Origin of the sequence: Archangium lipolyticum (assembly GCF_024623785.1) — a bacterium.
Lineage (GTDB): Bacteria > Myxococcota > Myxococcia > Myxococcales > Myxococcaceae > Archangium > Archangium lipolyticum.
Genome location: NZ_JANKBZ010000048.1, coordinates 36218 through 60715 on the forward strand (window position 1 = coordinate 36218; position 24498 = coordinate 60715).

The window sequence follows — 24498 nt, forward strand, 5'->3', positions numbered from 1 at the left end:
CTCGCCACACCTCGCGGTGAAGAATGGCGGCGCCCATGCGCGCCCTCTGTCTCGGGACCCTCGTCCTCACACTCCTGCTCACGCCCGCCACCGTCCTGGCCAACAACACCGCGGACGAGGCGGACGTGACGTTCGAGCTCGGTAACGAGGCCTACGCCCGCAGGCAGTACGTCGAGGCCCTGCGCGCCTACTTCACCAGCTACCGCCTCGTCCCCAACCGCAACGTCCTCTTCAACATCGCCCGCTGCTACGAGGCGCTCGCCCGCTACAACGAGGCCTACCGCTACTACAACGACCTGGCCCAGGAGCACCTCCCCAACGCCGACGAGACCGAGGTGCAGCGGGCCCTGGAGCGGCTGCGTCCCAAGGTGGCCCTGGTGCGCGTCACCACCGAGCCCCCGGGCGCCGAGGTATTCGTGGACCGCGAGGACCTCGGCATCCGCGGCCTCTCGCCCCAGACGCTCGCGCTGACGCCCGGCACCCACAAGGTGATGGTGCGCAAGCAGGGGTACCGCCCCACGGAGCAGTCCATCTCCCTGGTGCGGGGCGAGGCCACGTCGCAGCCCTTCGAGCTGGAGCTCATCACCGGCCAGGTGGAGCTCACCGGCACGCCCGAGGGCGCGGAGGTGCGTGAGACCCCGGATGGCCCCGTGGTGGGACGGGTGCCCGGGACGCTGAGCTTCACCCCCGGCCAGCACGTGCTGCACGTGCGCGCGCCCGGCCACACCCCGGTCCAGCTGCTGGTGGACGTGCCCGCCGACGGCACCGTCTCCCACCCGGTGGCCCTGCGCCCGCAGGAGAAACCCACCGGGCGCCTCATCATCACCGCCAACCGCGACAACGCCACCGTTCACGTGGACGGCCACCCCGCCGGCTTCACCCCCACCGTCGTCACCCTCACCGAGGGCGAGCACACCCTGGTGGTGGAGAGCCGGGACGCGCGTCCCATGAGCCAGCAGGTGACGGTGGTGGCCAACCAGGAGAAGCGCATCCACGCCGACCTGCGCTATGAGCCTCCGCCGGTACGCGCCGCGTCCAAGAACCTGCTCTCCGTGGACGAGGCCCCCGCCTCCATCACCGTCATCTCCCGGGAGGAGCTACGCACCTTCGGTTACACCACGCTCGCCGAGGCCCTGGCCGCCGTGCGCGGCTTCTTCATCTCCGACGACCGCTCCTACACGTACCTGGGCGTGCGCGGCTTCGCGCCTCCGGGAGACCTCAACACCCGCGTCCTCATCCTCTGGGACGGCCACTCCGTCAACGACGTGTGGGCCGGCCAGGGTTACTCGGCGCGCGATCTGGCGGTGGACCTGGAGGAGGTGGACCGTATCGAGGTGGTGCGCGGCCCGGGCAGCGCCCTCTACGGCACGGGCGCCTTCTTCGCCGTCATCAACGTGGTGCCGCGCGAATCGCTGGGCACGGAGCGGAGGGTGGAGGCGACGGCCGCGGTGGGGGCGCTGGGCACCACGCGGCTGCACGGCACCGCGGCGTGGGACGACGGGCACAGGTCGGTGCTGTTCTCCGTGGCGGGGCTGAACATGAAGGGCGCGGAGACGACCCGGATGGGCGAGGGCTTCCCGGTGGTGGAGGGATTGGACGGGGAGCGCGTCCTCACGGCCTCGCTGCGGGCCCGCCTCGAGGGCCTCTCCCTCCAGGCTCACTACCACGTACGGACGAAGCAGGTCCCCACGGGCTCATTTGGCACGGCGTTGGGCGTCGACGGCACCCGCGTGGAGGACCTCCGCGCCTTCGTCGAGGCGCGCTACGAGAAGACGCTGAGCGAGAGCATGAGCCTGTTCGTGCGCGGCTCCTACGACGCCAGCCGCTACCGTGGATACTGGATGTACTCGGAGCCGGAAGGCGGCATGCGGCGCGACACCGACGCGGGAGCCGCGGATTGGATCTCCACCGAGGCCCGCCTCCTCGCCCGACTCTTCGAGGGCAACCGCCTCACCGTGGGACTGGAGGGCCAGGCCCAGCTGCGCGTGGAACAGGAGAGCTTCGGTCCCGTGGGCGAGGCCCCCATGCCCGGCCGGCGCCGCATGCTGCTGTCCGCCTACCTGTTGGACGAGTGGCGCCCGCACCCGAGGCTGAGCGTCTCGGCGGGCCTGCGCCTGGACAAGTACCTCGACCTGGACACCACCCCGCTCACCCCGCGCCTGGCCCTCATCGGCCGCCCCTATGACAAGGGCCTCACCAAGCTGGTGATCGGCCGCGCCTTCCGCGCGCCCAACGTCTACGAGCTCGACTACCAGGACTATGGCTTCACCCAGCGCGCCGCCGGCTCGCTGGAGCCGGAGACCATCACCACCAATGAGCTCGAGCACTCGCACGACCTGACGAACGAGCTGCGCCTCACCGTGGCCGGCTACCACAACCGCATCACCAACCTGGTGGTGCTGGAGACGGAGGACGGACCGGCACGGTGCGGCAACCCGCTCGGCACCGTGGAGTGCATCCTCTTCCAGAACCGTCCCGGAGTGATGCTCGCCTGGGGGGCCGAAGCCGGCCTGCGCTGGCAACCCGGGCGCTACCTGATGGTGGACATGAACTACTCCTTCGTCTCCCTGCGCAAGGCCTCGGAAGAGGTGGCCGCCGCCGTGCCCGCGCATCTGGCTTCCGGACGGCTGTTGCTCCCCCTGGGCAGCAATGGTGACGTGCGCCTGTCCACCCAGGCCACCTACCAGAGCGCCCGGGGCACGAAGGAGGGCGCCGACCGTGGCGAGGCCCTGATCCTCAACGTGGGCGTCTCCGGCGAGCTGCCGCACCTGCGCTACTTCGCCGGCGTGCAGAACCTCCTCGACGCCCGCTACGCCCTGCCGCTCGGGATCGAGCGCGCCGCCGCGCCCGTGCCCCAGTACGGGCGCACCTTCACGCTGCAGCTCACCGGCGACTTCTGAGGCTCACAGCTTCGCGGAGAACTCCTTCCGGCCCTCGGCGCAGAAGAGGCCCACCCGATTGCTTTCGACATAGGGCACGTCATGGCCGCCCTTCTCGAAGTCGCGCAGCGGAATCTCCCGCTCGCCCTCGGGGGCCATGCCTCCCAGCTTGTACACGTCCCGTCCCCGGATGACGACGATGCAGTCGCTCCAGATGAGCGTGTCCGTGTTGGTGAGGATGATCTTCAGGACGAGGGGACCGATGCGCCTCGTCGTGATGCGCCCGCTCAACTCCCGTGGCTCCGCGGGCTTCCCGGCGGCGGGAGGCGACTCGGCGGACGGCGGCGTGACGGTCACCTCGCGAAGCGGCACGAGGGGCTCCGCCGCCTCGAGCCCGGCCTTCGCGGGTCTGGATTTCTCCGCTCTGGCCTTCGCGGTGGGGGACTCGGGAAGCACCAGGAAACGGTCGACATCCCCGGCGTTACGCACGCGCTCGTCGGGGTCCACCATCGCCTGCTTCGGAAACACCCGCACCACCGTTGCCTCGCCCAGGAGCCTCGCCTTCCCGTCCTTCACCGGCGCCACCACCACCGGAAGGACCATCCCTTCCGAGAGACCCGACTTCTTCCCACCGAGGACGCGGTAGAGCCTGCCTCGCCCCTCCTCCATCGACACCACGTGCTCCGCGGGGACGAGCTCCGGCGGAGCCGACGGAGCGCCCCCCTTCTCGGGAGCATGGGGCACCTCGGCCATGGCTTCCGGCGGACCACCAGGGCCACCCGGAGGCATTCCCCCCGGAGGTGGCGGCCTGTGCGCAGGAGGAGGCCCCTCCCCTGGCCGCCACCCATGAGGAGGCCCCTCCCCTGGCCGCCCATGAGGAGGCCCCTCTCCTGGCCGTCCATGAGGAGGCCCACGCCTGTCCGGGCCACGCTCCTCCCGCTGCTGAGTGCTGCGGAGCATGAAACCCGTGGTCACGGCCGCCGTGATGCCAATCAGTCCGAGCGCTCCGAGGGAGAGCGCCAACACCCAGCCCTTGCGGCTCACGCCCAGGAGTCCGGAGACGGGCGCCGCGAGCTGCGCGGTGGCCACCGGCGCGAGCCCGAGTCCGGGGACGACCACGGGCATGGCGGGGCTGGTGGGTGAGCGCACCAGGGTGGGCTCGAAACCCGTACCCGTCTCCGCACTGGGGGAGCCCAGAGGCAGCGGGGAATGGCGCGCGGTGTTCAGGGGCGCCAGGTTGCCGCCGGGCAGGGGCGTTCGGCGCAGGGCCGAGCTGGAGGAGAGGCTCGTGAGGAGCTTGCGCTGCGTGGCGAAGGCCTCCGGGCAGCGCTCGCGCACGAAGTTGCCCACCTCCTCGGCGCCGAGCGGGGAACCGGTGCGCAGCAGCTGCTCGTTGAGGGCGCGGGCGAAGTCATCGGCGCGCGCGTAGCGGTCCGCCGGGGAGGGGGCCAGGGCGCGGCGCACCACCGCATCGAGAGCCGGGTCCACATCCGGGCGCACCTCGTGCAGCGAGGGCACCGAGGGGTTGGCCATGGCGGCCATCATCTCGCCCACCGTGCCGTGGGCGATGAGGGGCCGGCCCGCGAGCAGCTCCCACACCACCACGCCACAGGAGTAGATGTCACTGCGGTGGTCGACGGGCTCGGCGCGCACCTGCTCCGGGGACATGTAGCCCAGCTTCCCCATCACCGTGGACGGCAGGGTGTACTTGCTGCGCGCCGCGGACTTGGCGAGGCCGAAGTCGATGACCTTCACCTCGCCCTCGTAGGAGAGCATCACGTTGTGGGGCGAGACGTCGCGGTGGACGATGCCCAGCGGCTGGCCGTCCGGACCCGTCTTGCGGTGGGCGTAGCCGAGCCCCTCGGCGATGCGCTGGCCGAGGAAGAGCGCCACCGGCACGGGGATCTGCTGGCCCTGGGTGCGCATCTGGTCCTGCAGGTAGGCCAGGTCCACGCCGGCCACGTACTCGAGGGCCATGTAGTAGGTGCCCTCGGCCTCGCCCATGTCGTACACCTGCGCGATGGACGAGTGGACGAGGTGCACCAGCACCTTGGCCTCGTGGTGGAACCGGTCGAGGAACTGCTGGTCCTTGAGGAGCGCGGGGAGGATCGTCTTGACGATGCAGGGCTTCTCGAAGCCCGCCGCGCCGGAGATCTTGGCGAGGTAGACCTCGCCCATGCCGCCGTGGCCGAGCAGTTGGACGAGCTCGTAGCGCCCGAGGGGGCGGAGAAACTGGGGAGATTCGTTCATCGACGGAGAGACCATGACCGGCCCTGGGGACTCCCATCCTAACCCGGGATGAGCCCCGGGTTGCGGCCACACTCCAGGTCTTAAAAATTGGAAATAACCGCCCCGTAGGTTGACATCCAGCCGCTCCCGCCTGGACAGAAGTGAGCGGAATCCAACGCCGGGTTTCCCATCACGCGAAGTGAACTCCGCCGCGAGTGCATGCTCGAGGCGGAGGAAGAAGACATGCGGTTGGTGGCGTTGCTGAGTGCCGCGTTGGTGGCCTGGGCCGGTTGCAGCCACGTGAGACCAGCGCAGGCCAAGGAGCAGTTCTACGTCATCGACGAGGATTCAAGTGGAGTAGGCAGCGCTCTCGGAACTGGGGGCGCCACGGGAGGAGCCGGTGCTCTGATCCTCGCTCCTCTCGCCCTCTAGATGCCAGTCGTTCACGGCACCACTCAGTTGGTCCTCCGGCCCACCGATGAAATACAACAAGAACTTCGATGCCGATTCCGTCCTCCGGACCGTAGAAGCCATGAACAAGCATCACCCCGAGGGGACGCCAGAAGACGAGGCGCTTCGGGTCTGTGCCGCTGCGTTACTCTTCGTCCGCGACGACATCCAGAAGCTCGAACAGTTCCGCGAGTTCTTCCGAAAGATCACCACCCCAGCCATCGAGGGAATCAAGGTCGCCCACACGTTCGCATCGCGAGACGAGGCGGACGCATGGCTCGCGAGCGGGGCGGCCCGTGATGGTCAGCTCGTCAGAATCGCCGGCCAGGGCTTTACGGTGATCGACCTCGGGCCCAAGGGGCTGAAACTGGTCCGGATCCCCCTACCGGAAGAGCTGCCCCCTCACGGACCGAAGAAGTAGGCGGGGCGCCGGCGGCGGGCAGCCGCCTGTCTCAACCCACCCGCTCCACCCGTGCGGGGCCCCGCGGCTCGCGGAACTGCCGGTGGTACAGCTCCGCGTACAGCCCGCCCCGGGCGAGCAGTTCCTCGTGGGTGCCCCGCTCGACGACCCGCCCGGCATCGACGACGAGGATGAGTGCCGCGTTGCGGATGGTGCTCAGCCGGTGGGCGATCACCACGCTCGTACGGCCCGCGAGCAGCGTGGACAGCGCTCGCTGGATGAGCGCCTCCGTCCGCGTGTCGATGTTCGCCGTGGCCTCGTCGAGGATGAGCACGCGCGGATCCGCGATGACCGCCCGCGCGAAGGCGAGCAGCTGCCGCTGCCCCTGGCTCAAGGTGGAGCCCCCCTCGCCGATGACGGAGTCGTAGCCCTTCGGCAGCGCGGCGATGAAGTCGTGGGCGTGGACCGCGCGCGCGGCGGCCTCTATCTCCTCGCGGCTGGCGCCCGGCTGTCCGTAGCCGATGTTCTCGGCGATGGTGCCGGAGAACAGGAACGGCTCCTGGAGGACCATCGCCATCTGCCGCCGCAGGCTCGCCCGCGTCACGCGCCGCACGTCGTGCCCGTCCAGCCGCACCGTCCCCGAGCTCGCGTCGTAGAAGCGCGGAATCAGGCTCGCCACGGTCGTCTTCCCCGCCCCCGTGCGGCCCACCAGCGCCACCGTCTGACCGGGCTCGGCCTCGAAGCTCACGTCGTGGAGCACCGGGTGCGCCGCGTCGTAGGCGAACGACACCCGCTCGAAGACGATGCGGCCCTCGGCCCGTCCCAGCTCCAGCGCGTCCGGTGCATCCACGGGCTCACGCGGCTCGTCGAGGATGGAGTAGACGCGCTCGGCGCCGGCGAGCGCCGACTGCATCTGCGTGTAGACCGAGGCCGCGAGCTGCACCGGCCGGAAGAACTGCTGCACGTAGATGAGGAACGCGGCCAGCAGGCCGACGCTCAGGTCCTCCTGGAGCACCAGGTGGCCGCCGTAGCCGATGACGAGCGCGGTGGAGAGCGTGGAGAGGACGTCGATCACCGGAGTGAACGCCGAGGTGACTCCGACGGCGGCCACGTTCGCGTCGCGGTTGGCGGCGTTGCGGTCACGGAAGCGCCGGATGTTCTCGTCGGTGCGATTGAACGCCTGCGCCTGCCGCACGCCGACGATCTCCTCCTGGAGCTCGGCCGTCACATTGCCCACCGTCTGGCGCGTCTTGCGGTAGGCGCGCCGGGCGCGGGCGGCGAAGAACCAGATGGTGGCCAGCATCACCGGAAGGAGGGTGAAGCACGCCAGCGCCAGCCGGACATTGAGCACCAGCATCATCCCCAGCACGCCCACCAACGCGAGCACCGGGCCCAGAAGCTGGGTCAATCCCTGCGAGAAGAACTGGCTGATGGTGTCGACGTCGCTGAGCAGCCGGCTCATCAGGTCGCCAATGGGACGCTTGTCGAAGTACGTGAGCGGCAGCGCCTGGAGCTGATCGAAGAGCCGGGTGCGCAAGGTGGCGAGCACCCGCTGGGCCGTCGCGCCCACGCGCCGCGTCTGCGCGCGCTGAGTCAGGGCGCCCACGGCGTAGACGCCCAGCAACAGCACCATGGTGCGCAGCAGGCCGAGCCGGTCTCCGCTCCCGATGTCGCGATCGATGGCCAGGCTCACCAGGTACGGCCCGGCCATCTGCGCCAGCGCGCTCACTCCGATGAATGCCAGCGCGACGAACAACGTGCCCCGGTGGGGCCGCAGCTCGCCCAGGAGCCGCCGCGCCACCGCCCCGCGATTGCTGGCGCGCTGGTCCTCCACCTCCGCCATCGCCTCGAGACTCCCGGGCCTCCTCATGCGACCTCCGCGGGTGCCGGCTGGAGCTGCGAGCCGAGGATTTCATTGTAGAGGGGGCTCGAGGCGACCAGCTCCTCGTGGCGTCCCCGCGCGACCACCTGTCCCTCGTCGAGCACGAGGATGAGGTCGGCATCGCGCACCGTGCTGACCCGCTGGGCGATGACGATGGCGGTGCGGTGGGCCCCGCGCATGAGCCGGTCGAGCGCCTCCTGGATGGCGCCCTCGGTCTCCGCGTCGACCGCCGAGGTGCTGTCGTCGAGGATGAGCAGGCGCGGATCCGTCAGCAGCGCCCGGGCGATCGCCAGCCGCTGGCGCTGCCCGCCCGAGAGCCCCACGCCGCGCTCGCCGACCTTCGTGTCATAGCCCTCTGGCAGCTCCGCGATGAAGCCCGCCGCCTGTGCCGCCTCGGCGACCGCCTTGACCTCGTCCAGGGTCGCCTCGGGGCGGCCATAGGCGATGTTCTCGCGGATGGTCCCCGAGAAGAGCAGCGCCTCCTGCAACACGATGCCGATCTGCGAGCGCAGGCTGGAGAGCGTCACCTCGCGCACGTCGTGTCCGTCCACGAGCACCGTGCCCCCCGTCACGTCGTAGAAGCGGGGGAGCAGGTTGATGATGGTGCTCTTGCCGGAGCCGGTGGTGCCGAGAATGGCCACGATCTGCCCCGGCTCGGCCACGAAGCTCACCCCGCGAAGCACCTCCCGCTCACTGCCCGCGTAGCGGAAGCGCACCTCGCGGAACTCGACCCGCCCCTGGATGGGAGGCAGGACCCTGGCCCCGGGCTTGTCGACCACCTCGACCTCGGTGTCGAGCAGCTCGAACACACGCAGCGCGGAGGCCCCGGCACGCGAGAACTGAACCGAGAGGAACCCCACGGACATCAGCGGCATGAGCAGGAAGCCCAGATAGCTGTTGAACGCGAGGAGCTCTCCGAGCGTCAGCCGCTGGCCGAAGATGAGCATTCCACCGACGCCCACCACCACGAGCGTGCCGAGGTTGGCGAAGAAGCCCACGAACGGGAAGTTGCTGGAGAGCGCGTCGACGACCTGGAGGTTCTGATCCAGCAGCTCGTCGTTGATGCGCTGGTAGCGGGCCGCCTCGCGCGCCTCGCCGGAGAAGGCCCGCACCACGCGGATGCCGCGCAGATCCTCCTGGAGGACCGTGTTGAGCCGGCCGAGCGAGCCCTGCAACCTGCCGAACAGGGGACCCATCCGGCCCATGAACCGCCTGAGCAGCCAGAGGATGGGCGCGACGGCCGCGAGCGCCGAGACACCGAGCAGCGGGTCGATGCCGAGCAGCAGCGCCGCGCAGCCCACGAGCATGACCACCGAGGCGACGAACTGGACCACGCCGCTGCCGACGAAGGTGCGTACCTGCTCGACGTCGTTGGTGAGCCGGGTGAGCAGCTGCCCGGTCTGCGCCTGGTCGTAGTAGCTGAAGCTCAGCCGTTGAATCCGCGCGAAGAGCCCGTCACGCAGATCGAAGGCGACGCCCTGCGAGGCGCGCTCGGCGAGGTAGCCCTCGAGGAAGTTGAAGAGCCCGCGTCCCAGGGCAATGGCCACCAGGCCGCCCACGGCCGCGAGCATCGTCGAGCGATCGCCCCGGGCGATGCCACCGTCGATCGCCAGGCGCACCATCTGTGGCGCGGCGAGGTTGGCGGCCGAGAGCAGCAGGAGCGACACCAGCGCTCCCGCCGTCTCCAGCTTGTATCGCCGCAGATACCCGAGGGCCCGCCAGACCGCCTTGCCTCCGCCCGGTGCCAGCGTTGGCCTTCGTCCTTGATCCATGTCCTCGCAGGCGTACCGGAGAGCGCCAGCATCGGCAATGCCGTCCGGAGGCACTCTCCCGGTACGAGAAAAGAAGACGGGAGCGTGCCATCGCACCAGGACGCCATGGGTAGGAGTCTCTCCTCCTCGGCGATGGCCACTTCTCCAATCAAGAATATGCGGTTATTCCCCCAGAGCCTGTTTCCAGCGAGGGTCCGTTCATGGCCGGAGCTGGTCAGCAGCACCATCAACCGCGTTGGACAGCGAGAGAGCGCATGCACTTGTTTCAATCGACCCATCGGTCCCCGAGGACATCACTTCGCGCGGTCCTGCTCCTGAGCCTGGGATGGATGGGTTGTGGAGACGGCAAGGACAGCACGGCACCGGCGAACGTGCGGATCACCGGTGGCGTGATGGCGGAGGAGACCGTGACGGGCTGGAGGACGCTGCAGGCCTCCGCCGAGGACGACTCCGGAAAGGTCGCCAAGGTGGAGTTCTACGTCTCCGACACGCTCGCCTGCGTGGACGGAGTGGCCAAGAGCTCCGGCGAGACCTTCTCGTGCGCCTGGGACTCCTCCACCGTCTCCCAGGGGAGCCATCAGCTCTCCGCCAGGGCCTACGATGCCGCAGGAAACGTCACCCGCTCCCAGCCCCTCTCCTTCACCGTCCCCGCGCCCAACGGCGCCCCCACCATCAGCCGGGTGACCGTCGCGGACCCCTCGCTCGAAGAGGGCTCGAGCACCACCCTCACGGTGACCGCCAGCGACCCGGATGGAGAGCCGCTCACCTACTCCTGGACGCAGACTCCGTTCGCCCCGGCGGGTACGTTTGGTGACGAGACCGGGGCGACCCGCACGTGGACGGCGCCCCTCGTCTCCGCCACCACGACCTTCACCTTGAAGGTCACGGTCTCGGATGGAAAGGGAGGCACGGCCCAGTCCTCCCTGGAGGTGATGGTGGCGAACATCCCCTCCCGCAACCGCGCGCCCACCGTGGACGAGACCATCACCGTCCCCACCGCGCGGGTGGTCGCGGGAGACACCGTCGTCCTCTCCATCGGCGCCAACGACCAGGATGGCGATCCGCTCACCTACACCTGGACGACGACGAACGCGGCGGGCGAGGGGACCTTCACGAACCGGAATGCTCCCGTCGCGGAGTGGCGCTCTCCGGACCTCCGCACGGCCACGACCTACTCCTTCCAGGTCACCGTGTCCGATGGTGCCGATTCCGTGACGCGCTCGGGTGAGGTGCAGCTCCAGATCCCGTCCTACTCCCAGGACATCCAGCCCCTCTGGAGCCCGACCTGCACGGACTGCCACAACGCGAACAGCGCGGTGCCCCAGGGCTTGAACCTGGAGGCGGGCAGCTCCTACGCGTCCCTCGTCAACGTGGGGGGCACCGAGGCCTGCAGCGCCCTCAATCGTGTGCAGCCGGGCCTGCCCGACGAGTCCCTGCTGGTGCAGCGGCTCAGCAGCGATAGCTGCGGCCGCAGGATGCCGCCGCTCGACCCGGACTACTACGACAGGAACGCCGGTGAGCTCACGCGCATCCGCTCCTGGATCCTCGCCGGCGCGAACAACGACTGACCCCTCGCGTCACCGGCGCGCGGAAGCCGCCCGCCTCAAGGAGTGGAGGCGGGCGGCTGCACCGGCTCACCCTGACGGAAGCGCTGCTCGGGGCCGGGGCCCACGTACACCTGCACGGCGCGGAAGCGCGCGGTGCCCTCGGGGATGCGGGCCGCGTGGCGGAGACCCGCCGGGATGTAGACGGCATCTCCCGGGCGCACGGGCATCGTCCGCCCCTCCACGCTCATCTCCGCCTCGCCCTCCTCCACGTAGAGCATCTCCACGCTGTCCTCATGGATGTGCTCGGGTACGCCCGAGCCGCCCTGGAGCTCCAGCACGCCCATCGAGGCCGCGCGGGCCCCCGTCTCCTCGTTGACCAGCAGGATGGCCGTGCCCTTTCCCTGGGCGATGCGGAAGGTGTCGGCGTCCGCGGTGCTCACCACGTAACGGACGGGAACGGTGGGAGCCCGGGCACAGCCAGCGGAGACACAGAGCAGGGCCATCAGGAGCGAGGTGCGCATGCCCCGTTCCTATCCCAAAGGATCCGGTCCCGCTAAGGTACCGCGCGTGAGCCAGCCCCGATTCATTCCCGCCTATGACGCCCCCGAGCGCCCGCGCGACCCCGCCCTGCTCTTCGTGGTGCGCGGCCTCGACGTGCTCGTCGCCGAGCAGGGGGAGACCGTCCGCATCCCCACTGGCGCGGAGCTGCCCGCGCTCGCCGCGGAGGCGCACTTCCTGGGCCTGCTCGATGACGTGGACTGCTACGCCGTCGCCCTCCCCAAGGACACCGAGCCCCCCGCGGGCCTGAAGCTCGTCCCCGCCCGGAGCCTCTACAACCGCGTGGACGAGGCCCTCTTCGGCGTCGCCGGCCGCGCGCTCGCCATCGCCGAGTGGGACAGCACCCACCGCTTCTGCGGGCGTTGTGGCCAGCCCACCGTGCTCGTCCCCGGCGAGCGCGCGCGCCGCTGCTCCGCCTGCCGCACGCCCTTCTACCCGCGCATCTCCCCCGCGGTCATCGTGCTCATCACCCGCGGCGACTCCATGTTGCTCGCGCGCAACGCCAACTTCCCCGAGCCCTTCTTCAGCACCCTGGCCGGCTTCGTCGACCCCGGTGAGTCGCTCGAGGAGACCGTGGCGCGCGAGGTGAAGGAGGAGGTGGGCGTGGAGCTGAAGAACCTCCGCTACTTCGGCAGCCAGCCCTGGCCCTTCGGCCGCTCGCTCATGGTGGGCTTCACCGCCGAGTACGCCGGAGGCGACATCCGCGTGGATGGGCAGGAGATCGCCGAGGCGAAGTGGTTCACCATCGATGACCTCCCGCGTATCCCTCCGCGCCTGAGCATCGCCCGCAAGCTCATCGACTCCTTCATCGCCCAGGTGAAGGCGCGGAACACCCCGGGCTGAGGTCCGCGCACCGGCGACCGGGGGCTCGCTCTTCCCCGAGGTGGACAGGCGTCCGGAAATCCCCGGAGCCGCCGGGCGGTTCGAGGGCCAGGGGGCGACTCCGCTTGCATCCACCGCCCGGGTGGGGTTGAAGCGGGCCCCTCGGATCCCCCATGCCCGCCGCGCGTCCCCAGATCGAGCCCCGTCGTGTTCCCACCGCCGACTCCGTGGTGGTGAAGGAGATCTACCTCTCGGTGCAGGGCGAGTCCTCGCACGCGGGGCTCCTGTGCTCCTTCGTGCGGCTCACCGGCTGCCACCTGCGCTGCACCTACTGCGACAGCGAGTTCGCCTTTCACGGCGGCGCGCGCATGAAGATTCCGGAGGTGGTGGCCCAGGTGAAGGCGCTCGGCGCGCCCCGGGTGGAGGTGACGGGCGGCGAGCCCCTGCTGCAGCCCGGCGTGTACCCGCTGATGGAGGAGTTGCTCTCCGCGGGCCTCATCGTGCTGCTGGAGACGAGCGGCGCCATCGACGTGCGGCTGGTGCCTCCGGCCGTCCACAAGATCGTGGACATGAAGACGCCGTCCTCGGGCGAGAGCGACCGGAACGACTACCGGAACCTCACCTCGATGAACGCCAACGACGAGCTCAAGTTCGTCATCGGCAGCCGCGAGGACTACGAGTGGTCCAAGCGCCTCATCACCGAGCACCGGCTGCTGGAGAAGCCCTACGAGCTGCTCTTCTCCACCGTCTTCGGCAAGCTCACGACGAAGGCGCTGGCCGAGTGGATCATCGAGGACCGGCTCCCGGTGCGCTTCCAGCTCCAGATGCACAAGTACACCTGGGACCCGAACGAGCGCGGGGTGTGAGGGCGGGTCCCTGACGCTCAGCCCGGCTACATGGCGCGGATGAGCCACGCGCCCCAGGCGAGCGAGAGCAGGAAGAAGAACAGGTTCACGGCGGCGAGCCAGCGCGTGCACCGGGCGATGGGCCTCGCCCGTCGAGGACCCTGTCCCCTGTCGATGCGGCGCAGCTCCTGGGTGGGCACCCAGAGGCCCAACGCACCCGATACCCCGAGCAGGACCCAGCGGGGGATGGCGAAGCTGGCTGGAAGGAACGGGAAGAAGGCCGCCAGGGTGGAGAGCATCCCGAGCAGCACCAGGCCCGACACCCCCAGCAGCCGCAACGGAATGGGGCCGTGCTGGGGTCCGAGGAGGGCCGCGCAGGAGGCGCAGTACGCCACCTCACCGAGCAGCTCGGTGCACTCGCCACAGAGGAAGGTGCCGCAGCGGGTGCAGGTGGCCACCGCCACACGCTGATGGGTGGGGCAGCGGGGGCTCGTGGAGGCGGGCGGTTCGTGCGCGGTCACCCCGGGCTCGCGTCAGGACGTCAGAAGCCAGGCGGCGGAGGCGGCCGCAGCAGCACCTGCTCCACGGCGTGGGCGCCCAGGCCGAGGAACACGGCGGCCAGCACCGTGCTGCCGAAGAAGCCCGCGAGGATGAGGTTCTTGCGCGGGTGCTCGAACTGGCTGAACGCGTAGACCAGCATGTAGAAGGGCACCAGCAGCACCATCATCCCGGTCCCCAGACTGCGACGGAACGCATGGATCAGCAGGAAGGCGGCGCAGACGACCGTGATGACCCCGAACAGGGCGGCGAGAGGAAGGAGCGGCACGACCTTCAGATAGCACGGCTCTCGCCATGTCGCGGTTCCCGTGAGCAGATTGCGTGCTAAAGGACGCTCCCACGTCTCCTCACCGAGGTGCTCGGACGATGGCCACACTGAAGACGCTGCTCACCTTCATCCTCGCGGGGGCCTTCCTGGGGCTGGCCTCGGCCTCGTGGTTGGGTCCCCAGTTCCTCACCTGGTACAACACGGCGCCGCTCGGTGCGCAGACCGTGTGCGATCTGCCCAAGGTCATCCAGGGCGTCACCGCGGACCTGTTGCGCTACCAGCTCTACGGCACCCTCACGGGCGCGGGCGTCTTCCTCATCCTGGGCATCCTCTTCGTGGTGGCGCGCTCCAAGAAGCAGAAGCAGGCCCAGCAGCAGCCCCCCGCCAGCCCGCCCCAGCCCCGTCCGACCGCCTGAGCCCCGGCCATCCCCTCTCCCAGGGGGAGAGGGGGGTGACGTCATGCCGGCGGCAGTTCCACGATGAAGCGCGCGCCGCCCTCGGGGCGGTTCTCCGCGCGCAGCTGGCCTCCGAAGGACTCCACGTACTGGCGCGACAACGTCAGCCCCAGCCCCGTACCCTTCCCCTGCGCCTTCGTCGTGAAGAAGGGTGTGAAGAGCTTCGACAAGTGCTCGGGCTTCATCCCCGGCCCGTTGTCCTCCACCACCAGCCGCACCCGCTCGGCCGCCTTCTCCACGCGCACCGCCACCTGCCCATCCAGCACCTTCGCGTCCTCGATGGCGTCCGCCGCGTTCAACAGCAGGTTCAGCAGCACCTGCCCCAGCCGCCGCGGCTCGGCCCTCACCGCCAGCTCCGCCGGTGGCTCCTCCACCGCCAGCTTCACCAGCGACTTGAGCCGCACCGACGCCAGCCGCACGCTCGCGTCGACGATCGGCGCCAGCTCGCACCGCCCCACCCCCACCACCTCCTCCGAGCGTGACATCGCCGTGAGGTCCTTCACGATTTGATGGATGCGCTCCACCCCCTGCATCGTCTCCTGCAGGGCCTCGGTGTACTCGGCCGTGCCCACTCCCGGCGCCGCCTGTTGCCACTCCTCCTGAAGGAAGCGCAGGTTGGCTTGGATGTAGGCCAGCGGGTTGCGCACCTCGTGCGCCACGCCCGCGGCCAGCCGCCCCACCTGCGCCAGCCGCTCGGCCTCCAGCGCGCGCGTCTGCGACGCCACCAGCGCCTCCTTCGCCGCCAGCTGCTCCTCCTCCGCCCTCACCCGCGCGTTGCCCATCCGCCGGTAGAAGTCGCTCAGCATCATCCCCACCCCACCTGCGCCCAGCAGCAGCAGCAGCCACGCCACCGTCCACTGCGGGCTCGTCCCGTCCTTCCACATCACCACACCCGCCGTCGTCATCGGAAAGAGCGTACTGAGCACGCCATGCCTCAGGGCGCCCCGCGAGATGGAGAGCGACACCACCGGCAACACGCAGAACCAGCCGAAGAGCGGGCTGTGCATCCCTCCCACCCGGTACACCACCAGCCCGAAGAAGACGTTGGGCAACACCACCCCGGCCAGCGTCCGCACCACCCAGCGCCGCGACGGCGAGACCCGGCTGAGCGACCGCGCCAGCCCCCACGTCAGCCCCGCCCACACCAGCCGCAGCGCCAACGTGTCCCACGCCGGCCGCATCACCGTCAGCGAGTCCAGCACCCAGAACGGCAGGCACGCGAAGGCCACCATGTAGAGAAGTTTCTGCTCGTCCTGGAGCAGTACGTCCTCGCTCCCTGGCGTGACCCCTGAGCCATCCAGAGGGGTTCTCCCATGCTGCTGCGTCATGTCCGTCCGGTCTCCCCTGATTTCCAAGGGAATGGAGAGTTGCGCAGGAACACTGTCATAAAATGGGGTCAGAAGAAACCCAGCCTGGGTCAGCTACGCACCTGTTGAACAAGGCGGAGTTTCTCAGCCCGTGAGAGACGCTTGAGGGCGGCCTCGCGGCGGAGGGCGGCGCCGCGATCGGCCGCCGCCTCGCTCCACACCAGCGTCACCGGCAGGCGGGCACGCGTGTAGGCGGCGCCGCGGCCCCGGTTGTGGGTGGCCAGGCGGCGCTCGAGGTTGTTGGTGGCACCGGTGTAGAGCGACCCATCCCGGCAGCGCACCATGTAGACGGTCCAGGCGTCCGGCACGGCGGGCGGCAGCATAGCGCGCCCGCGCCCTTCCTAATAAGGAGACGGGCCCTCCCATGGCCCCTCCCGGGGTTTCCCACACTCCGACATCACCAACCCCACCGGTAGCAGGGGGTCCACCCGCCAGGCCGACAGCACGTGCGCCCGGCTGATGAGCCCCACCAGTCCTCCCGCCTCCTCCACCACTGGAAGTAACGAGACACCGTGTCGCTCCATCACTCGCAGGGCACGAAGGAGAGTATCTGTGGGTAGAAGGGTGACCTCGGTCGAGGACATCCTTTCCGCAAGTGTCGGGTCTTGCCGCATCAACGAGCCTCCCGGCTTGAATACGGGGAGGAGCTTTGCAACCACCCTGCCGGACATGTGGGTGCATGGGATTTTGAACACATTTGTTGCACCCGAGGGCATTACATTCCAGCCGTGACGAATCGAAACGGGCCCAGGTTGCTGAAGATGGCGGACCTCTTCTCGCGGTCGGTCAACCACGAGGGAGAGGGGCTGCTCACCCTGCCCTTCAAGCCCGACGAGCTGTACCGGGTGCCCACGGACGACGGGGCGGCCATCGCCCTGGGGCGCTACCACCCTCGGGGAGAGCGCCGCTACGCCGAGCCGGTCGTCCTGTGCCATGGGCTGGGAGCCAACCGCTTCCACATGGACTTCGACGAGCGCTACAGCCTGGCGCGCTACCTGGCCCGGGCGGGCTTCGAGACGTGGGTGATGGAGCTGCGGGGCCGGGGGCTGGCGGGCGCCTGTGGCGAGGCCTCCTTCGATGACCAGGCCGAGCACGACGTGCGCAGCGCCCTGCGAACGGTCCTCTCCACGGGGGCGAAGGAAGTGCTCTGGGTGGGCCATTCCAAGGGAGGGCTGACCCTCTACGGTCATCTGGCGCGAAACCCGCAAGCGCCCGTGCGGGCGGCCGTGGCCATGGGCAGCCCCTTCACCTTCGCGGTGCAGCCGGGCCTCAAGCGCTTCATCCAGCGGATAGAGCCGCTGCTGCGCCTGAAGATGATTCCCACCCGGAGGATTACGGGCATCGCCCTCTTCGGCGCGCCGCCGGGGCCGCTCAGCCGCTACATGATGCTGGCCTCCAACATGGAGCCGGACGTGGTGCGCAAGGCGCTGGCCAACGTGCCCGCGGACATCTACGGCGGGGTGGTGCGCCAGTTCGCCCACTGGATTGCCACCGACTCGTTCTGCATGTCGGACGGCACCTGCTACCGCAAGCCGCTGTCCGGGGTGCGCCTGCCGGTGATGCTGCTGGCGGGGAGCAAGGACCTGCTCGCTCCCCCGCTGGCCGTGGCGAGGGCCCAGGAGCACCTCGGCGGGCCGGTGAAGCTGGTAGTGGCCGGGCGGGGGCACGGCTTCGCCGAGGACTACGGCCATGCCGACCTGGTGCTCGGGCGTCGGGCACCGGACGAAATCTTCCCCCTGGTGGAGGCGTTCCTGTCCGCGCACGCGACCCGGCCGTGAGGCCGTGGGGGCAGTCCCGTTGTCCGCTCCTCCCTGGCGTGCTACCCCACGGGCCCGCACACCATGTCCCCCACCCTTCGTCCCCTTGCCCTCGCCCTGCTGGCCCTCGTGGGCTGCGAGCGCGGCCCCGCGCCGGGTCACGCCGAGGTGGATCTCCGCCACACGCGTGAAGCGGGCGGTACGCCAGTGGCCTCCTGGGAGGGAGACGGGGTGACGGCGCAGGAGCTGCACCGGCGCCTGGAGGAGATGAGCCCCGCGCTGCGCGAGCGCTACCAGACGCTGGAGCAGAAGCGCGAGTACGTGGAGGGCCTGGCCCGCTTCGAGCTGCTGGTGCGCGAGGCCGTCGCGCGCGGGCTGCAGAACGACCCCGAGGTGGTGGCCAGCACCAAGCGCGCGCTGGTGTCGCGGCTGATGCGGCAGCAGCTCGACGAGGCCCAGCCTCCCGTCTCGGACGCCGAGGTGGCGGCGTACTACGAGCAACAGAAGGAGGACTACGTGAGGCCGGAGCAGGTGCGGCTCTCGCACGTCTTCCTCGTGGCGCCCCGGGCGGACGCGGCGCGCGTGGCGGCGGCGCGCGCGAAGGCGGAGAAGCTGCTCGCCGAGGCGAAGGCCCTGCCACCCAAGGACTTCGCCGCCTTTGGCCGGCTGGCGCGGGCGCACAGCGAGGAGCCCCGCACGCAGCCGTTGGACGGAGACCTGCGCTTCCGCGCCCTGGACGTGCTGGCCCGGGACTTCGGCCCCGAGGTGGCCGAGGCCGCGCGCGCGCTCGCCGCCAGTGGCCCGGGCGCGCTCAGTGGCGTGGTGCAGACGGACGCGGGGCTGCACGTGCTGCGGCTCACCGGGTACCAGCCGGCGCTGGACCTGAAGCTCGAGGACGTGCGCCAGCAGATCTCCGGCCGCCTCTCGCAGGAGAAGCGCACCCGGGCGTGGGCGGAGCTGCTCACCCACCTGGAGCGCCGCTCCGGTTTCGCGCTGGACACCGCGGCGCTCTCGCGGGTGCACGTGGACGTGAGCACGCCCATGCTGCCCGCGAGCGGCCCGGCCCCTGGCACCATTCCTTCCCCCTTCCCCACCGCTCCCGTGGAGCAACCGTGACTGTCGAGAGGAGCCCTTCCATGCGCCGAGCCTTCGTCCGCGCCACGCCGCTGCTCGCCACCCTGGCACTCGCCGTGGGGCTGGCCGGCTGCCCCAAGAAGGACAAGGAGGATCCGGACACCAACGTGGTGGCCACGGTGAATGGGGAGGTGCTCTCCCGCGCGGACTTCGAGCAGGAGCTCTGGCGGGAGCTCGCCTCCACGGGCACGGAGTCCTCCCAACAGCCCACGCCGGAAGAGGTGGAGCCCTACAAGCGGGCGCTGGTGGAGACGCTCATCTCGCGCATGTTGCTGCTGCAGGAGGCCCGGACGCACAACATCACCGTGACTCCCGAGGAGGTGGATCGCGGCGTGTTGCGGCTGTCGAGTGACTATCCGGCGGGCAACTTCAACGAGGTGTTGGCGCAGGGCCAGCTGTCCATGGCGGAGCTGAAGACGCGCGAGGCGACGCGGCTCACCATCGAGAAGCTCTTCGCCAACCAGGTGTACACGCGCGTGGCGCTGACGGAGGAGGAGCTGCGCGCCCACTTCGCCGAGCACGAGGCGGAGTACGCCGAGCCCGAGCAGGTGCGCGCGGCGCAGATCGTGGTGAAGGGGATGGACGAGGCGAGGCGGGTGCAGGCGCAGCTCAAGGCGGGCAAGAAGTTCGCCGACCTGGCGCGCCGGTATTCGCTGAGCGCGGACGCCAAGGTGGGAGGGGACCTGGGCTTCTTCCCCCGCGGGCAGATGCCGCCGGCCTTCGACGAGGTGGTGTTCAAGCTCGGGGTGGGGCAGAGCTCGGACGTGGTGGAGACGGAGTACGGCTACCACCTGTTCCGGGTGCTGGAGAAGAAGCCGGGGCGCAAGCTGGAGTTCGCGGAGGTGCGCGACCAGGTGGAGACGAAGCTGCTGGCGCAGCGGCGGGCGGAGGCGCAGACGAAGTACGAGCAGGAGCTCCGGGCGAAGGCGAAGGTGTGGGTGAACGAGGCCACACTGCAGGCCATCCGCGAGCGGCCGGCGACGCAAGCGGCCGCGAAGAAATGACGACACGTCGTCCCGACGAGGACACGAGGATGAGGAGGCATATGAAGAAGCTGATGGGGACGATGGTGGCGGCGCTGCTGCTGAGCGGTGCGGTGGCGCGTGCGGAGCTGGTGGACCGGGTGGCGGCGGTGGTGAACAAGGACGTCATCGCGCTGTCCGAGGTGGAGAAGCGCGCGGCGCCGGAGCTGGCGCGGGTGAACAGCGCGGTGCGCGAGCCCCAGAAGCGCGCCGAGGAGCGCGCGCGGGTGCTGAAGAGCTCGCTGGACACGCTCATTGGCGAGAAGCTGATGGAGGCGCAGATCCAGGAGCTGGGGCTGGCGACGACGGATGCCGAGCTCGAGGCGGCGATGGCGGACGTGAGGAAGCAGAACAACATCACGGACGACTCGCAGTTCGAGCGCCTGCTGTCGGGAGAGGGCTACACACTGGCGGCCTACAAGGACTTCCTGCGCAAGCAGATGTCGCGGATGAAGCTGGTGCAGATGAAGGTGAGCCCGAAGGTGAAGGTGTCGGAGGAGGACCTGAAGGCGGCCTACACGCAGTATTCGAAGATGGAGTCGGGAGACGCCGAGGTGCACGCGCGGCACATCCTGGTGCAGGTGGATCCGAAGGCGACGCCGGAGCAGGTGGAAGCGGCGCGCAAGAAGGCGCTGACGCTGGCGGAGGAGGCGCGCAAGCCAGGGGTGGACTTCGCGGAGCTGGCGAAGGCGAAGAGCGAGGGCCCGAGCGCGAAGGAAGGCGGGGACCTGGGCTTCTTCCGGCGAGGGGTGATGGTGCCGGCGTTCGAGAAGGTGGCGTTCGCGCTGAAGGAGGGCGAGGTGAGCGAGCCGGTGCGGACACAGTTCGGCTGGCACGTGTTGAAGGTGGAGGAGAGGCGAGCGGTGGACGTGCCCGCGTTCGAGACGGTGAAGGCGGAGCTGGAGGGGCGGCTGCGGCTGCAGAAGACGGAGAAGTACGTCGAGCAATACGTGCAGGAGCTGAGGCAGCAGGCGTCGATCGACGTGAAGATCTGAGAGCGAGCCCCAACAAACACCCCTCTCCCTCTGGGAGAGGGACGGGGTGAGGGTATCTCGAGCCCCGGGTTGGAATCCGCGTCAATCCCCTCTCCCTCTGGGAGAGGGTCAGGGTGAGGGAAGACGCGTGAGCGAGCGTCCGGTCGTAGGAATCTCGTTGGGAGACGTATCGGGGATCGGGCCCGAGATCACGGCGCAAGCGCTGGCGAGGCCACAGGTCCGCCGGGCGCTGCAACCCGTGATCTTCGGAGACGGGCCGACACTGGCGCGCTTCGCGCAGTTCCAAAAATACGCGCGGGCCACACCCGAGACCCTGACCCGAGGCACACAGCCGACGGTGTGCGTCGTAACGGAGCTGGCGGAGAAGGACCGAGAGCCGGGCAAGCCGACGAGAGCGGGAGGCCGGGCGCAATACAGCTACATCCAGGCGGCGATCGAAGCGGCGCGAGCGGGGAAGGTGGACGCGCTGTGTACGGCGCCGGTGTCGAAGGAGCGGATCTCCCGAGCGGGGATCCCCTTCATGGGGCACACGGAGGTGCTGGCGGAGGCGTTCGGGCGCGAGGTGCTGATGCTGATGGACGGCCCCCGGGTGCGCGTGGCGTTGGCGACGAACCACGTGCCACTGGTGGAGGTCTCGAAGCTGCTGACGGTGGAGCGGCTGGTGGGGCAGCTCCAATTGCTGTCACGAAGCCTGAAACCCGTGGTGGGCCGGGCCCCTCGCATCGGGGTGCTGAGCTTCAACCCGCACGCGGGCGAGGGAGGGCTGCTGGGGCGCGAGGAGGTGGAGGTCCTGACACCGGCCATCAAGCGGGCGCGCAAGCTGCGGGTGGACGCACACGGGCCGTTGGCGGCGGACGGGCTCTTCGCGAAGGTGGAGGGCTTCCCGTACGACGTGGTGCTGGCGATGTACCACGATCAGGGGCTCATCCCGGCGAAGGCGCTGGACTTCGAGCGGACGGTGAACGTGACGCTCGGGCTGCCGGTGCCGAGGACCTCACCGGACCACGGCACGGCGTACGACATCGCGGGCAAGGGCAAGGCGAGCAGCGTTCCCATGGAGGAAGCGCTGCTCAAGGCGGCCCGGCTGGCGGCGCGCTGAGAGCGCTCAGTAGGTGAACGGGAAGCGGATGGGCTCGCTGCTCTGCACGCGGTGCTGCGGGAACTTCCAGGAGCGCACGGCGCCCTCCATGCAGCGGGCGAACGGAGTGCCCTTGAGGGAGTCGGTCTCCATCTGCACGTCGGAGGCGGAGCCGCTGGTCTGGACGCGCCAGCGCAGCACGAAGCGGTCCTTGCCCGAGTCGGAGGTGCGAGGAGGCTCGTGGGCCTCGATGCAGGAGAGGATGGAGTCCTTGTGGGCGCTCACCACCTGCACGATGTCCGAGGTGGACAGCGACTCTTGCAGGGCCGTGCCGGGCTCGGGCGGGAGATAGACGGTGCGCTTGGAGCGCGGGTCCTCCGGCTTGTTCTTCGGCGAGTCCTTCGCGAAGCCGAGCTCGCGCTCGAAGTCCTTGTCGATGGAGTCGTCGATGTTGGTCGGGTCATCGGCGCCCTTGTCCTCCTCCAGGGCCTCGTGGGCCGGAGACGCGACGGGAGCCACGGGCGCGGGCTGCGGCTGCGAGCGGAGCTGCGGAGCCGGAGCGGACTCCTCCGGGCGGACCGCGGCCAGGCGCCGGCCGGGGAGCGCCTTCTCGGGCGCCACCGGAGCAACCTCGGCCACCTTCCGAGGCTGCTCGGGAGCCGCCACGGGCGCGGACGGCGCCGGGGCGGTGATGACCTTCGCGGCCTGCGCCTCGGGTGCCGGCACGACGGCGGGCGGAGGCTGGGGCGCGGAAACCACGGGCTGAGCCACGGGCGCGGGCTGCTGCGCCACCGGAGCGGGCTGCTGCACCACCGGAGCCGCGGCGACCACGGGAGACGTGACGGCAGGCGGAGAGACCTCGCGCTGGGGCACTGGAGCACCCTGGAGCCGCGGCATGAGGAACAGCGCCCCCACGATGAGCCCCACGGCGGTGGAACCAGCCACCACGCCAGCCACACCCAGCAGTCCCCGCCGCGAGGGCGCGGGCGCCTCGACGGGAACGGGAGCGGCCATCATGGGAGGAGCGACGGGCGGAGCCAGGGGCACCCCGAGCCCCGGGTACGGGTAGGGGTACGGCGCGACGGGCCCACCCATCTGGGGAGGAACCGGCGCGAGGAGCCCCGCGGTCGCGACCGGAGCGGCCTGGGGCACGGGCGGCGCCAGGGGCACGAAGTGCGCGGGCACCACGGGCGAGGGGAGGGGCGCGCTCGGAGCGTCCAGCAAGGCGGAGCGCTCCTCCTCCTGGGCCTGCTCGCGGTCCTCCTTCATCTTGCGCAGCCACGCCTCCTCCTCCGCGACGAGCGAGGGCAGCGCGGAGACCACCTTCTTCGCCTCGGAGCCGGCCTTCTTCGAGGAAGCAGGAGTCGCGGTGACGCTCACCGTGGGCAGCCCCGCGATGGTCAACGCGGCCACGAGCTCGGGGGCATGGGACAGCGGCATCCAGTTGGGCCAGGCCTCGCACCAGAAGAGGGTGTCGGGGCCGAGCTCGCCCTGGTGCCACAGCTCGCGCAGACGCTCCAGACGGAACGGACCGACCGCTTGGGCGCCACGCTCCACGTACCACTCCACCGCGCCCACGGGCACGGGAGCGCGGCCCTCGGGCGCGCGAGCCACCTCATCGGAGGCGGCCTCCAGCTCCGGCGCGCCGAAGAGCGCGTCGTCGAAGATGGCGTCCAGGTCATCCGGCCGCACCTCGCGCAGGGCGGACTGGACGCTGACGGGAGACGTCTCGGACCGAGACGCGGAGAGGAGCGGGGGACGAGCCCCGCTCCCCGCACGAGAAATGGAATCGCCCTCGATGCCTGAATGGTTCGTGCCCACACGCCCTCCTACCGGCCCCTGCTGCCCCGCACGCCGGAACAGCTCGTGGGGCCGAAGCTAAGGACGTTCGAGGGGGTCGCCAGGATTCATGTCCCGCGCACGGGACGAAACATCCGCTTCCGAGCGCTTCCAGGAGAGGAAAGTTCTGCGCCGGACGAAGCCAATTCACCCAGGAGCGAAAACCCCTGGACACCCGGACTACGTCGCTTCCATGGATGGGCACGGAAGGTGAGAGAGCAGCTCCTCGCCATCCCTCGCGGGGTCGACCAACACCACATCCGACGCCTGCCCATCACGGAACAGCTGAACACTGACGCGTCCCACGGGGCACCACCCCAGACATCCGGTGAGGCTGACGCGCACGCGCTCGTCACACCCGTGCCTGGCGAGCGTGGCGCGGATGCGGCGCGGCAGGTCCACACCGCCCGCGCTCGTCTCGAGCCGCATCAGGCAGCGGTGGCACACCTGGGCCTGTATCTCCCGCGAATCCGAGTCACTCATGGCAGAAAGCCCCACCTCCCTCCCCTCTCCCATCCCGCGCCCGCCCACAAGGTATTGCGGCGGCTCGGGTGCCGGTAGCCGCTCCGCTGGCCGCCAGCGGGGCGAGCGGGAGAGCGACGGATGTGACGTCTCTCCCCTCCGGATGCACAACCTAGGGG

The 24498-nt window shown here is 70.0% G+C and carries 22 protein-coding genes; 11 read left to right on the forward strand and 11 right to left on the reverse strand.

The genetic code is table 11. The features are described from left to right. Nucleotides 1-35 precede the first annotated feature (35 nt). Nucleotides 36-2900 (forward strand): TonB-dependent receptor domain-containing protein, encoded by a 2865-nt coding sequence (locus tag NR810_RS48820; RefSeq protein ID WP_257462797.1) that lies wholly within the window; start codon nt 36-38, stop codon nt 2898-2900. 3 nt (nt 2901-2903) lie between these two features. Here NR810_RS48820 and NR810_RS52470 read toward each other — a convergent pair whose 3' ends face one another. Continuing rightward, a complete protein-coding gene (locus tag NR810_RS52470; RefSeq protein WP_306819144.1) occupies nt 2904-5129 on the reverse strand; it encodes a serine/threonine protein kinase in 2226 nt (741 codons plus the stop codon). Between the two features lie 457 nt (nt 5130-5586). On the opposite strand from NR810_RS52470, the gene NR810_RS48830 reads away from it, so the two are divergent. Further along, complete coding sequence (locus NR810_RS48830; protein ID WP_257462799.1) at nt 5587-5979, forward strand: hypothetical protein; 393 nt, start codon at nt 5587-5589, stop codon at nt 5977-5979. Between the two features lie 31 nt (nt 5980-6010). Here the strand turns inward: NR810_RS48830 and NR810_RS48835 are convergent, their stop codons facing one another. Beyond that, nucleotides 6011-7828 carry an ABC transporter ATP-binding protein gene (locus tag NR810_RS48835; protein ID WP_257462801.1) on the reverse strand — a complete coding sequence of 606 codons (1818 nt, stop codon included), beginning with the start codon at nt 7826-7828 and terminating at the stop codon, nt 6011-6013. Further along, entirely contained in the window at nt 7825-9612 is a 1788-nt protein-coding gene (locus NR810_RS48840) for an ABC transporter ATP-binding protein (protein WP_257462802.1), read from the reverse strand. The genes NR810_RS48835 and NR810_RS48840 overlap by 4 nt, the downstream gene beginning before the upstream one ends. 254 nt (nt 9613-9866) lie before the next feature. Between NR810_RS48840 and NR810_RS48845 the strand changes: the two genes are divergently transcribed. Continuing rightward, nucleotides 9867-11180, forward strand: coding sequence for a PKD domain-containing protein (locus NR810_RS48845; protein ID WP_257462805.1), 1314 nt, complete (start codon nt 9867-9869; stop codon nt 11178-11180). Between the two features lie 35 nt (nt 11181-11215). On the opposite strand, the gene NR810_RS48850 is transcribed toward NR810_RS48845, so the two are convergent. Further along, entirely contained in the window at nt 11216-11680 is a 465-nt protein-coding gene (locus NR810_RS48850; RefSeq protein WP_257462806.1) for a cupin domain-containing protein, read from the reverse strand. Between the two features lie 46 nt (nt 11681-11726). Between NR810_RS48850 and nudC the strand changes: the two genes are divergently transcribed. Together nudC and NR810_RS48860 are read left to right on the forward strand one after the other, a co-directional pair. Continuing rightward, nucleotides 11727-12560 carry an NAD(+) diphosphatase gene (nudC, locus tag NR810_RS48855; protein ID WP_257462813.1) on the forward strand — a complete coding sequence of 278 codons (834 nt, stop codon included), beginning with the start codon at nt 11727-11729 and terminating at the stop codon, nt 12558-12560. A gap of 152 nt (nt 12561-12712) precedes the next feature. After that, nucleotides 12713-13405, forward strand: a complete 693-nt coding sequence (locus tag NR810_RS48860; protein ID WP_257462816.1) for a radical SAM protein — start codon at nt 12713-12715, stop codon at nt 13403-13405. 26 nt (nt 13406-13431) lie between these two features. Here the strand turns inward: NR810_RS48860 and NR810_RS48865 are convergent, their stop codons facing one another. Together NR810_RS48865 and NR810_RS48870 are read right to left on the reverse strand one after the other, a co-directional pair. Next, a complete protein-coding gene (locus NR810_RS48865) occupies nt 13432-13905 on the reverse strand; it encodes a B-box zinc finger protein (protein ID WP_257462817.1) in 474 nt (157 codons plus the stop codon). A 20-nt stretch (nt 13906-13925) separates the two neighbouring features. Further along, the gene (locus NR810_RS48870; protein WP_257462818.1) at nt 13926-14210 is read right to left on the reverse strand and encodes a hypothetical protein; all 285 of its coding nucleotides are present in this window, start codon (nt 14208-14210) and stop codon (nt 13926-13928) included. Nucleotides 14211-14308: 98 nt separating this feature from the next. Between NR810_RS48870 and NR810_RS48875 the strand changes: the two genes are divergently transcribed. Then, a complete protein-coding gene (locus tag NR810_RS48875; protein ID WP_257462819.1) occupies nt 14309-14626 on the forward strand; it encodes a hypothetical protein in 318 nt (105 codons plus the stop codon). A 41-nt stretch (nt 14627-14667) separates the two neighbouring features. Here NR810_RS48875 and NR810_RS48880 read toward each other — a convergent pair whose 3' ends face one another. The 3 genes from NR810_RS48880 to NR810_RS52475 all read right to left on the reverse strand — a co-directional run bounded on the left by NR810_RS48880 (nt 14668) and on the right by NR810_RS52475 (nt 16748). Further along, the gene (locus NR810_RS48880) at nt 14668-15993 is read right to left on the reverse strand and encodes a sensor histidine kinase (RefSeq protein WP_257462830.1); all 1326 of its coding nucleotides are present in this window, start codon (nt 15991-15993) and stop codon (nt 14668-14670) included. 89 nt (nt 15994-16082) lie between these two features. Next, nucleotides 16083-16355 (reverse strand): GIY-YIG nuclease family protein, encoded by a 273-nt coding sequence (locus NR810_RS48885; RefSeq protein WP_257462832.1) that lies wholly within the window; start codon nt 16353-16355, stop codon nt 16083-16085. Between the two features lie 18 nt (nt 16356-16373). After that, complete coding sequence (locus NR810_RS52475) at nt 16374-16748, reverse strand: CBS domain-containing protein (RefSeq protein WP_306819145.1); 375 nt, start codon at nt 16746-16748, stop codon at nt 16374-16376. Nucleotides 16749-16793: 45 nt separating this feature from the next. On the opposite strand from NR810_RS52475, the gene NR810_RS48895 reads away from it, so the two are divergent. The 5 genes from NR810_RS48895 to pdxA all read left to right on the forward strand — a co-directional run bounded on the left by NR810_RS48895 (nt 16794) and on the right by pdxA (nt 22039). Then, a complete protein-coding gene (locus NR810_RS48895; RefSeq protein ID WP_257462855.1) occupies nt 16794-17810 on the forward strand; it encodes an alpha/beta hydrolase in 1017 nt (338 codons plus the stop codon). 63 nt (nt 17811-17873) lie between these two features. Then, on the forward strand, nt 17874-18905 hold the full coding sequence (locus NR810_RS48900; RefSeq protein WP_257462835.1) for a peptidylprolyl isomerase: 1032 nt from the start codon (nt 17874-17876) through the stop codon (nt 18903-18905). A 20-nt stretch (nt 18906-18925) separates the two neighbouring features. Further along, nucleotides 18926-19927 (forward strand): peptidylprolyl isomerase, encoded by a 1002-nt coding sequence (locus tag NR810_RS48905; RefSeq protein ID WP_257462837.1) that lies wholly within the window; start codon nt 18926-18928, stop codon nt 19925-19927. A 41-nt stretch (nt 19928-19968) separates the two neighbouring features. Beyond that, a complete protein-coding gene (locus NR810_RS48910) occupies nt 19969-20940 on the forward strand; it encodes a peptidylprolyl isomerase (protein ID WP_257462838.1) in 972 nt (323 codons plus the stop codon). 127 nt (nt 20941-21067) lie between these two features. Next, complete coding sequence (gene pdxA, locus NR810_RS48915; protein WP_257462840.1) at nt 21068-22039, forward strand: 4-hydroxythreonine-4-phosphate dehydrogenase PdxA; 972 nt, start codon at nt 21068-21070, stop codon at nt 22037-22039. Nucleotides 22040-22045: 6 nt separating this feature from the next. Here the strand turns inward: pdxA and NR810_RS48920 are convergent, their stop codons facing one another. Both NR810_RS48920 and NR810_RS48925 read right to left on the reverse strand, forming a co-directional pair. Beyond that, nucleotides 22046-23839: an AgmX/PglI C-terminal domain-containing protein gene (locus NR810_RS48920; RefSeq protein WP_257462842.1), complete on the reverse strand. Its 1794-nt coding sequence runs from the start codon at nt 23837-23839 to the stop codon at nt 22046-22048. A gap of 198 nt (nt 23840-24037) precedes the next feature. Beyond that, a complete protein-coding gene (locus NR810_RS48925) occupies nt 24038-24340 on the reverse strand; it encodes a hypothetical protein (protein ID WP_257462843.1) in 303 nt (100 codons plus the stop codon). Between the last annotated feature and the right edge of the window lie 158 nt (nt 24341-24498).

Bases quoted from the DNA above. Each gene is read 5' to 3' on its own strand.
- NR810_RS48820 (WP_257462797.1), top strand. From the start codon at position 36: ATGCGCGCCCTCTGTCTCGGGACCCTCGTCCTCACACTCCTGCTCACG.
- NR810_RS52470 (WP_306819144.1), bottom strand. From the start codon at position 5,129: ATGAACGAATCTCCCCAGTTTCTCCGCCCCCTCGGGCGCTACGAGCTC.
- NR810_RS48830 (WP_257462799.1), top strand. From the start codon at position 5,587: ATGAAATACAACAAGAACTTCGATGCCGATTCCGTCCTCCGGACCGTA.
- NR810_RS48835 (WP_257462801.1), bottom strand. From the start codon at position 7,828: ATGAGGAGGCCCGGGAGTCTCGAGGCGATGGCGGAGGTGGAGGACCAG.
- NR810_RS48840 (WP_257462802.1), bottom strand. From the start codon at position 9,612: ATGGATCAAGGACGAAGGCCAACGCTGGCACCGGGCGGAGGCAAGGCG.
- NR810_RS48845 (WP_257462805.1), top strand. From the start codon at position 9,867: ATGCACTTGTTTCAATCGACCCATCGGTCCCCGAGGACATCACTTCGC.
- NR810_RS48850 (WP_257462806.1), bottom strand. From the start codon at position 11,680: ATGCGCACCTCGCTCCTGATGGCCCTGCTCTGTGTCTCCGCTGGCTGT.
- NR810_RS48860 (WP_257462816.1), top strand. From the start codon at position 12,713: ATGCCCGCCGCGCGTCCCCAGATCGAGCCCCGTCGTGTTCCCACCGCC.
- NR810_RS48875 (WP_257462819.1), top strand. From the start codon at position 14,309: ATGGCCACACTGAAGACGCTGCTCACCTTCATCCTCGCGGGGGCCTTC.
- NR810_RS48880 (WP_257462830.1), bottom strand. From the start codon at position 15,993: ATGACGCAGCAGCATGGGAGAACCCCTCTGGATGGCTCAGGGGTCACG.
- NR810_RS48885 (WP_257462832.1), bottom strand. From the start codon at position 16,355: ATGCTGCCGCCCGCCGTGCCGGACGCCTGGACCGTCTACATGGTGCGC.
- NR810_RS52475 (WP_306819145.1), bottom strand. From the start codon at position 16,748: ATGCCCTCGGGTGCAACAAATGTGTTCAAAATCCCATGCACCCACATG.
- NR810_RS48895 (WP_257462855.1), top strand. From the start codon at position 16,794: ATGGCGGACCTCTTCTCGCGGTCGGTCAACCACGAGGGAGAGGGGCTG.
- NR810_RS48900 (WP_257462835.1), top strand. From the start codon at position 17,874: ATGTCCCCCACCCTTCGTCCCCTTGCCCTCGCCCTGCTGGCCCTCGTG.
- NR810_RS48905 (WP_257462837.1), top strand. From the start codon at position 18,926: ATGCGCCGAGCCTTCGTCCGCGCCACGCCGCTGCTCGCCACCCTGGCA.
- NR810_RS48910 (WP_257462838.1), top strand. From the start codon at position 19,969: ATGAAGAAGCTGATGGGGACGATGGTGGCGGCGCTGCTGCTGAGCGGT.
- NR810_RS48925 (WP_257462843.1), bottom strand. From the start codon at position 24,340: ATGAGTGACTCGGATTCGCGGGAGATACAGGCCCAGGTGTGCCACCGC.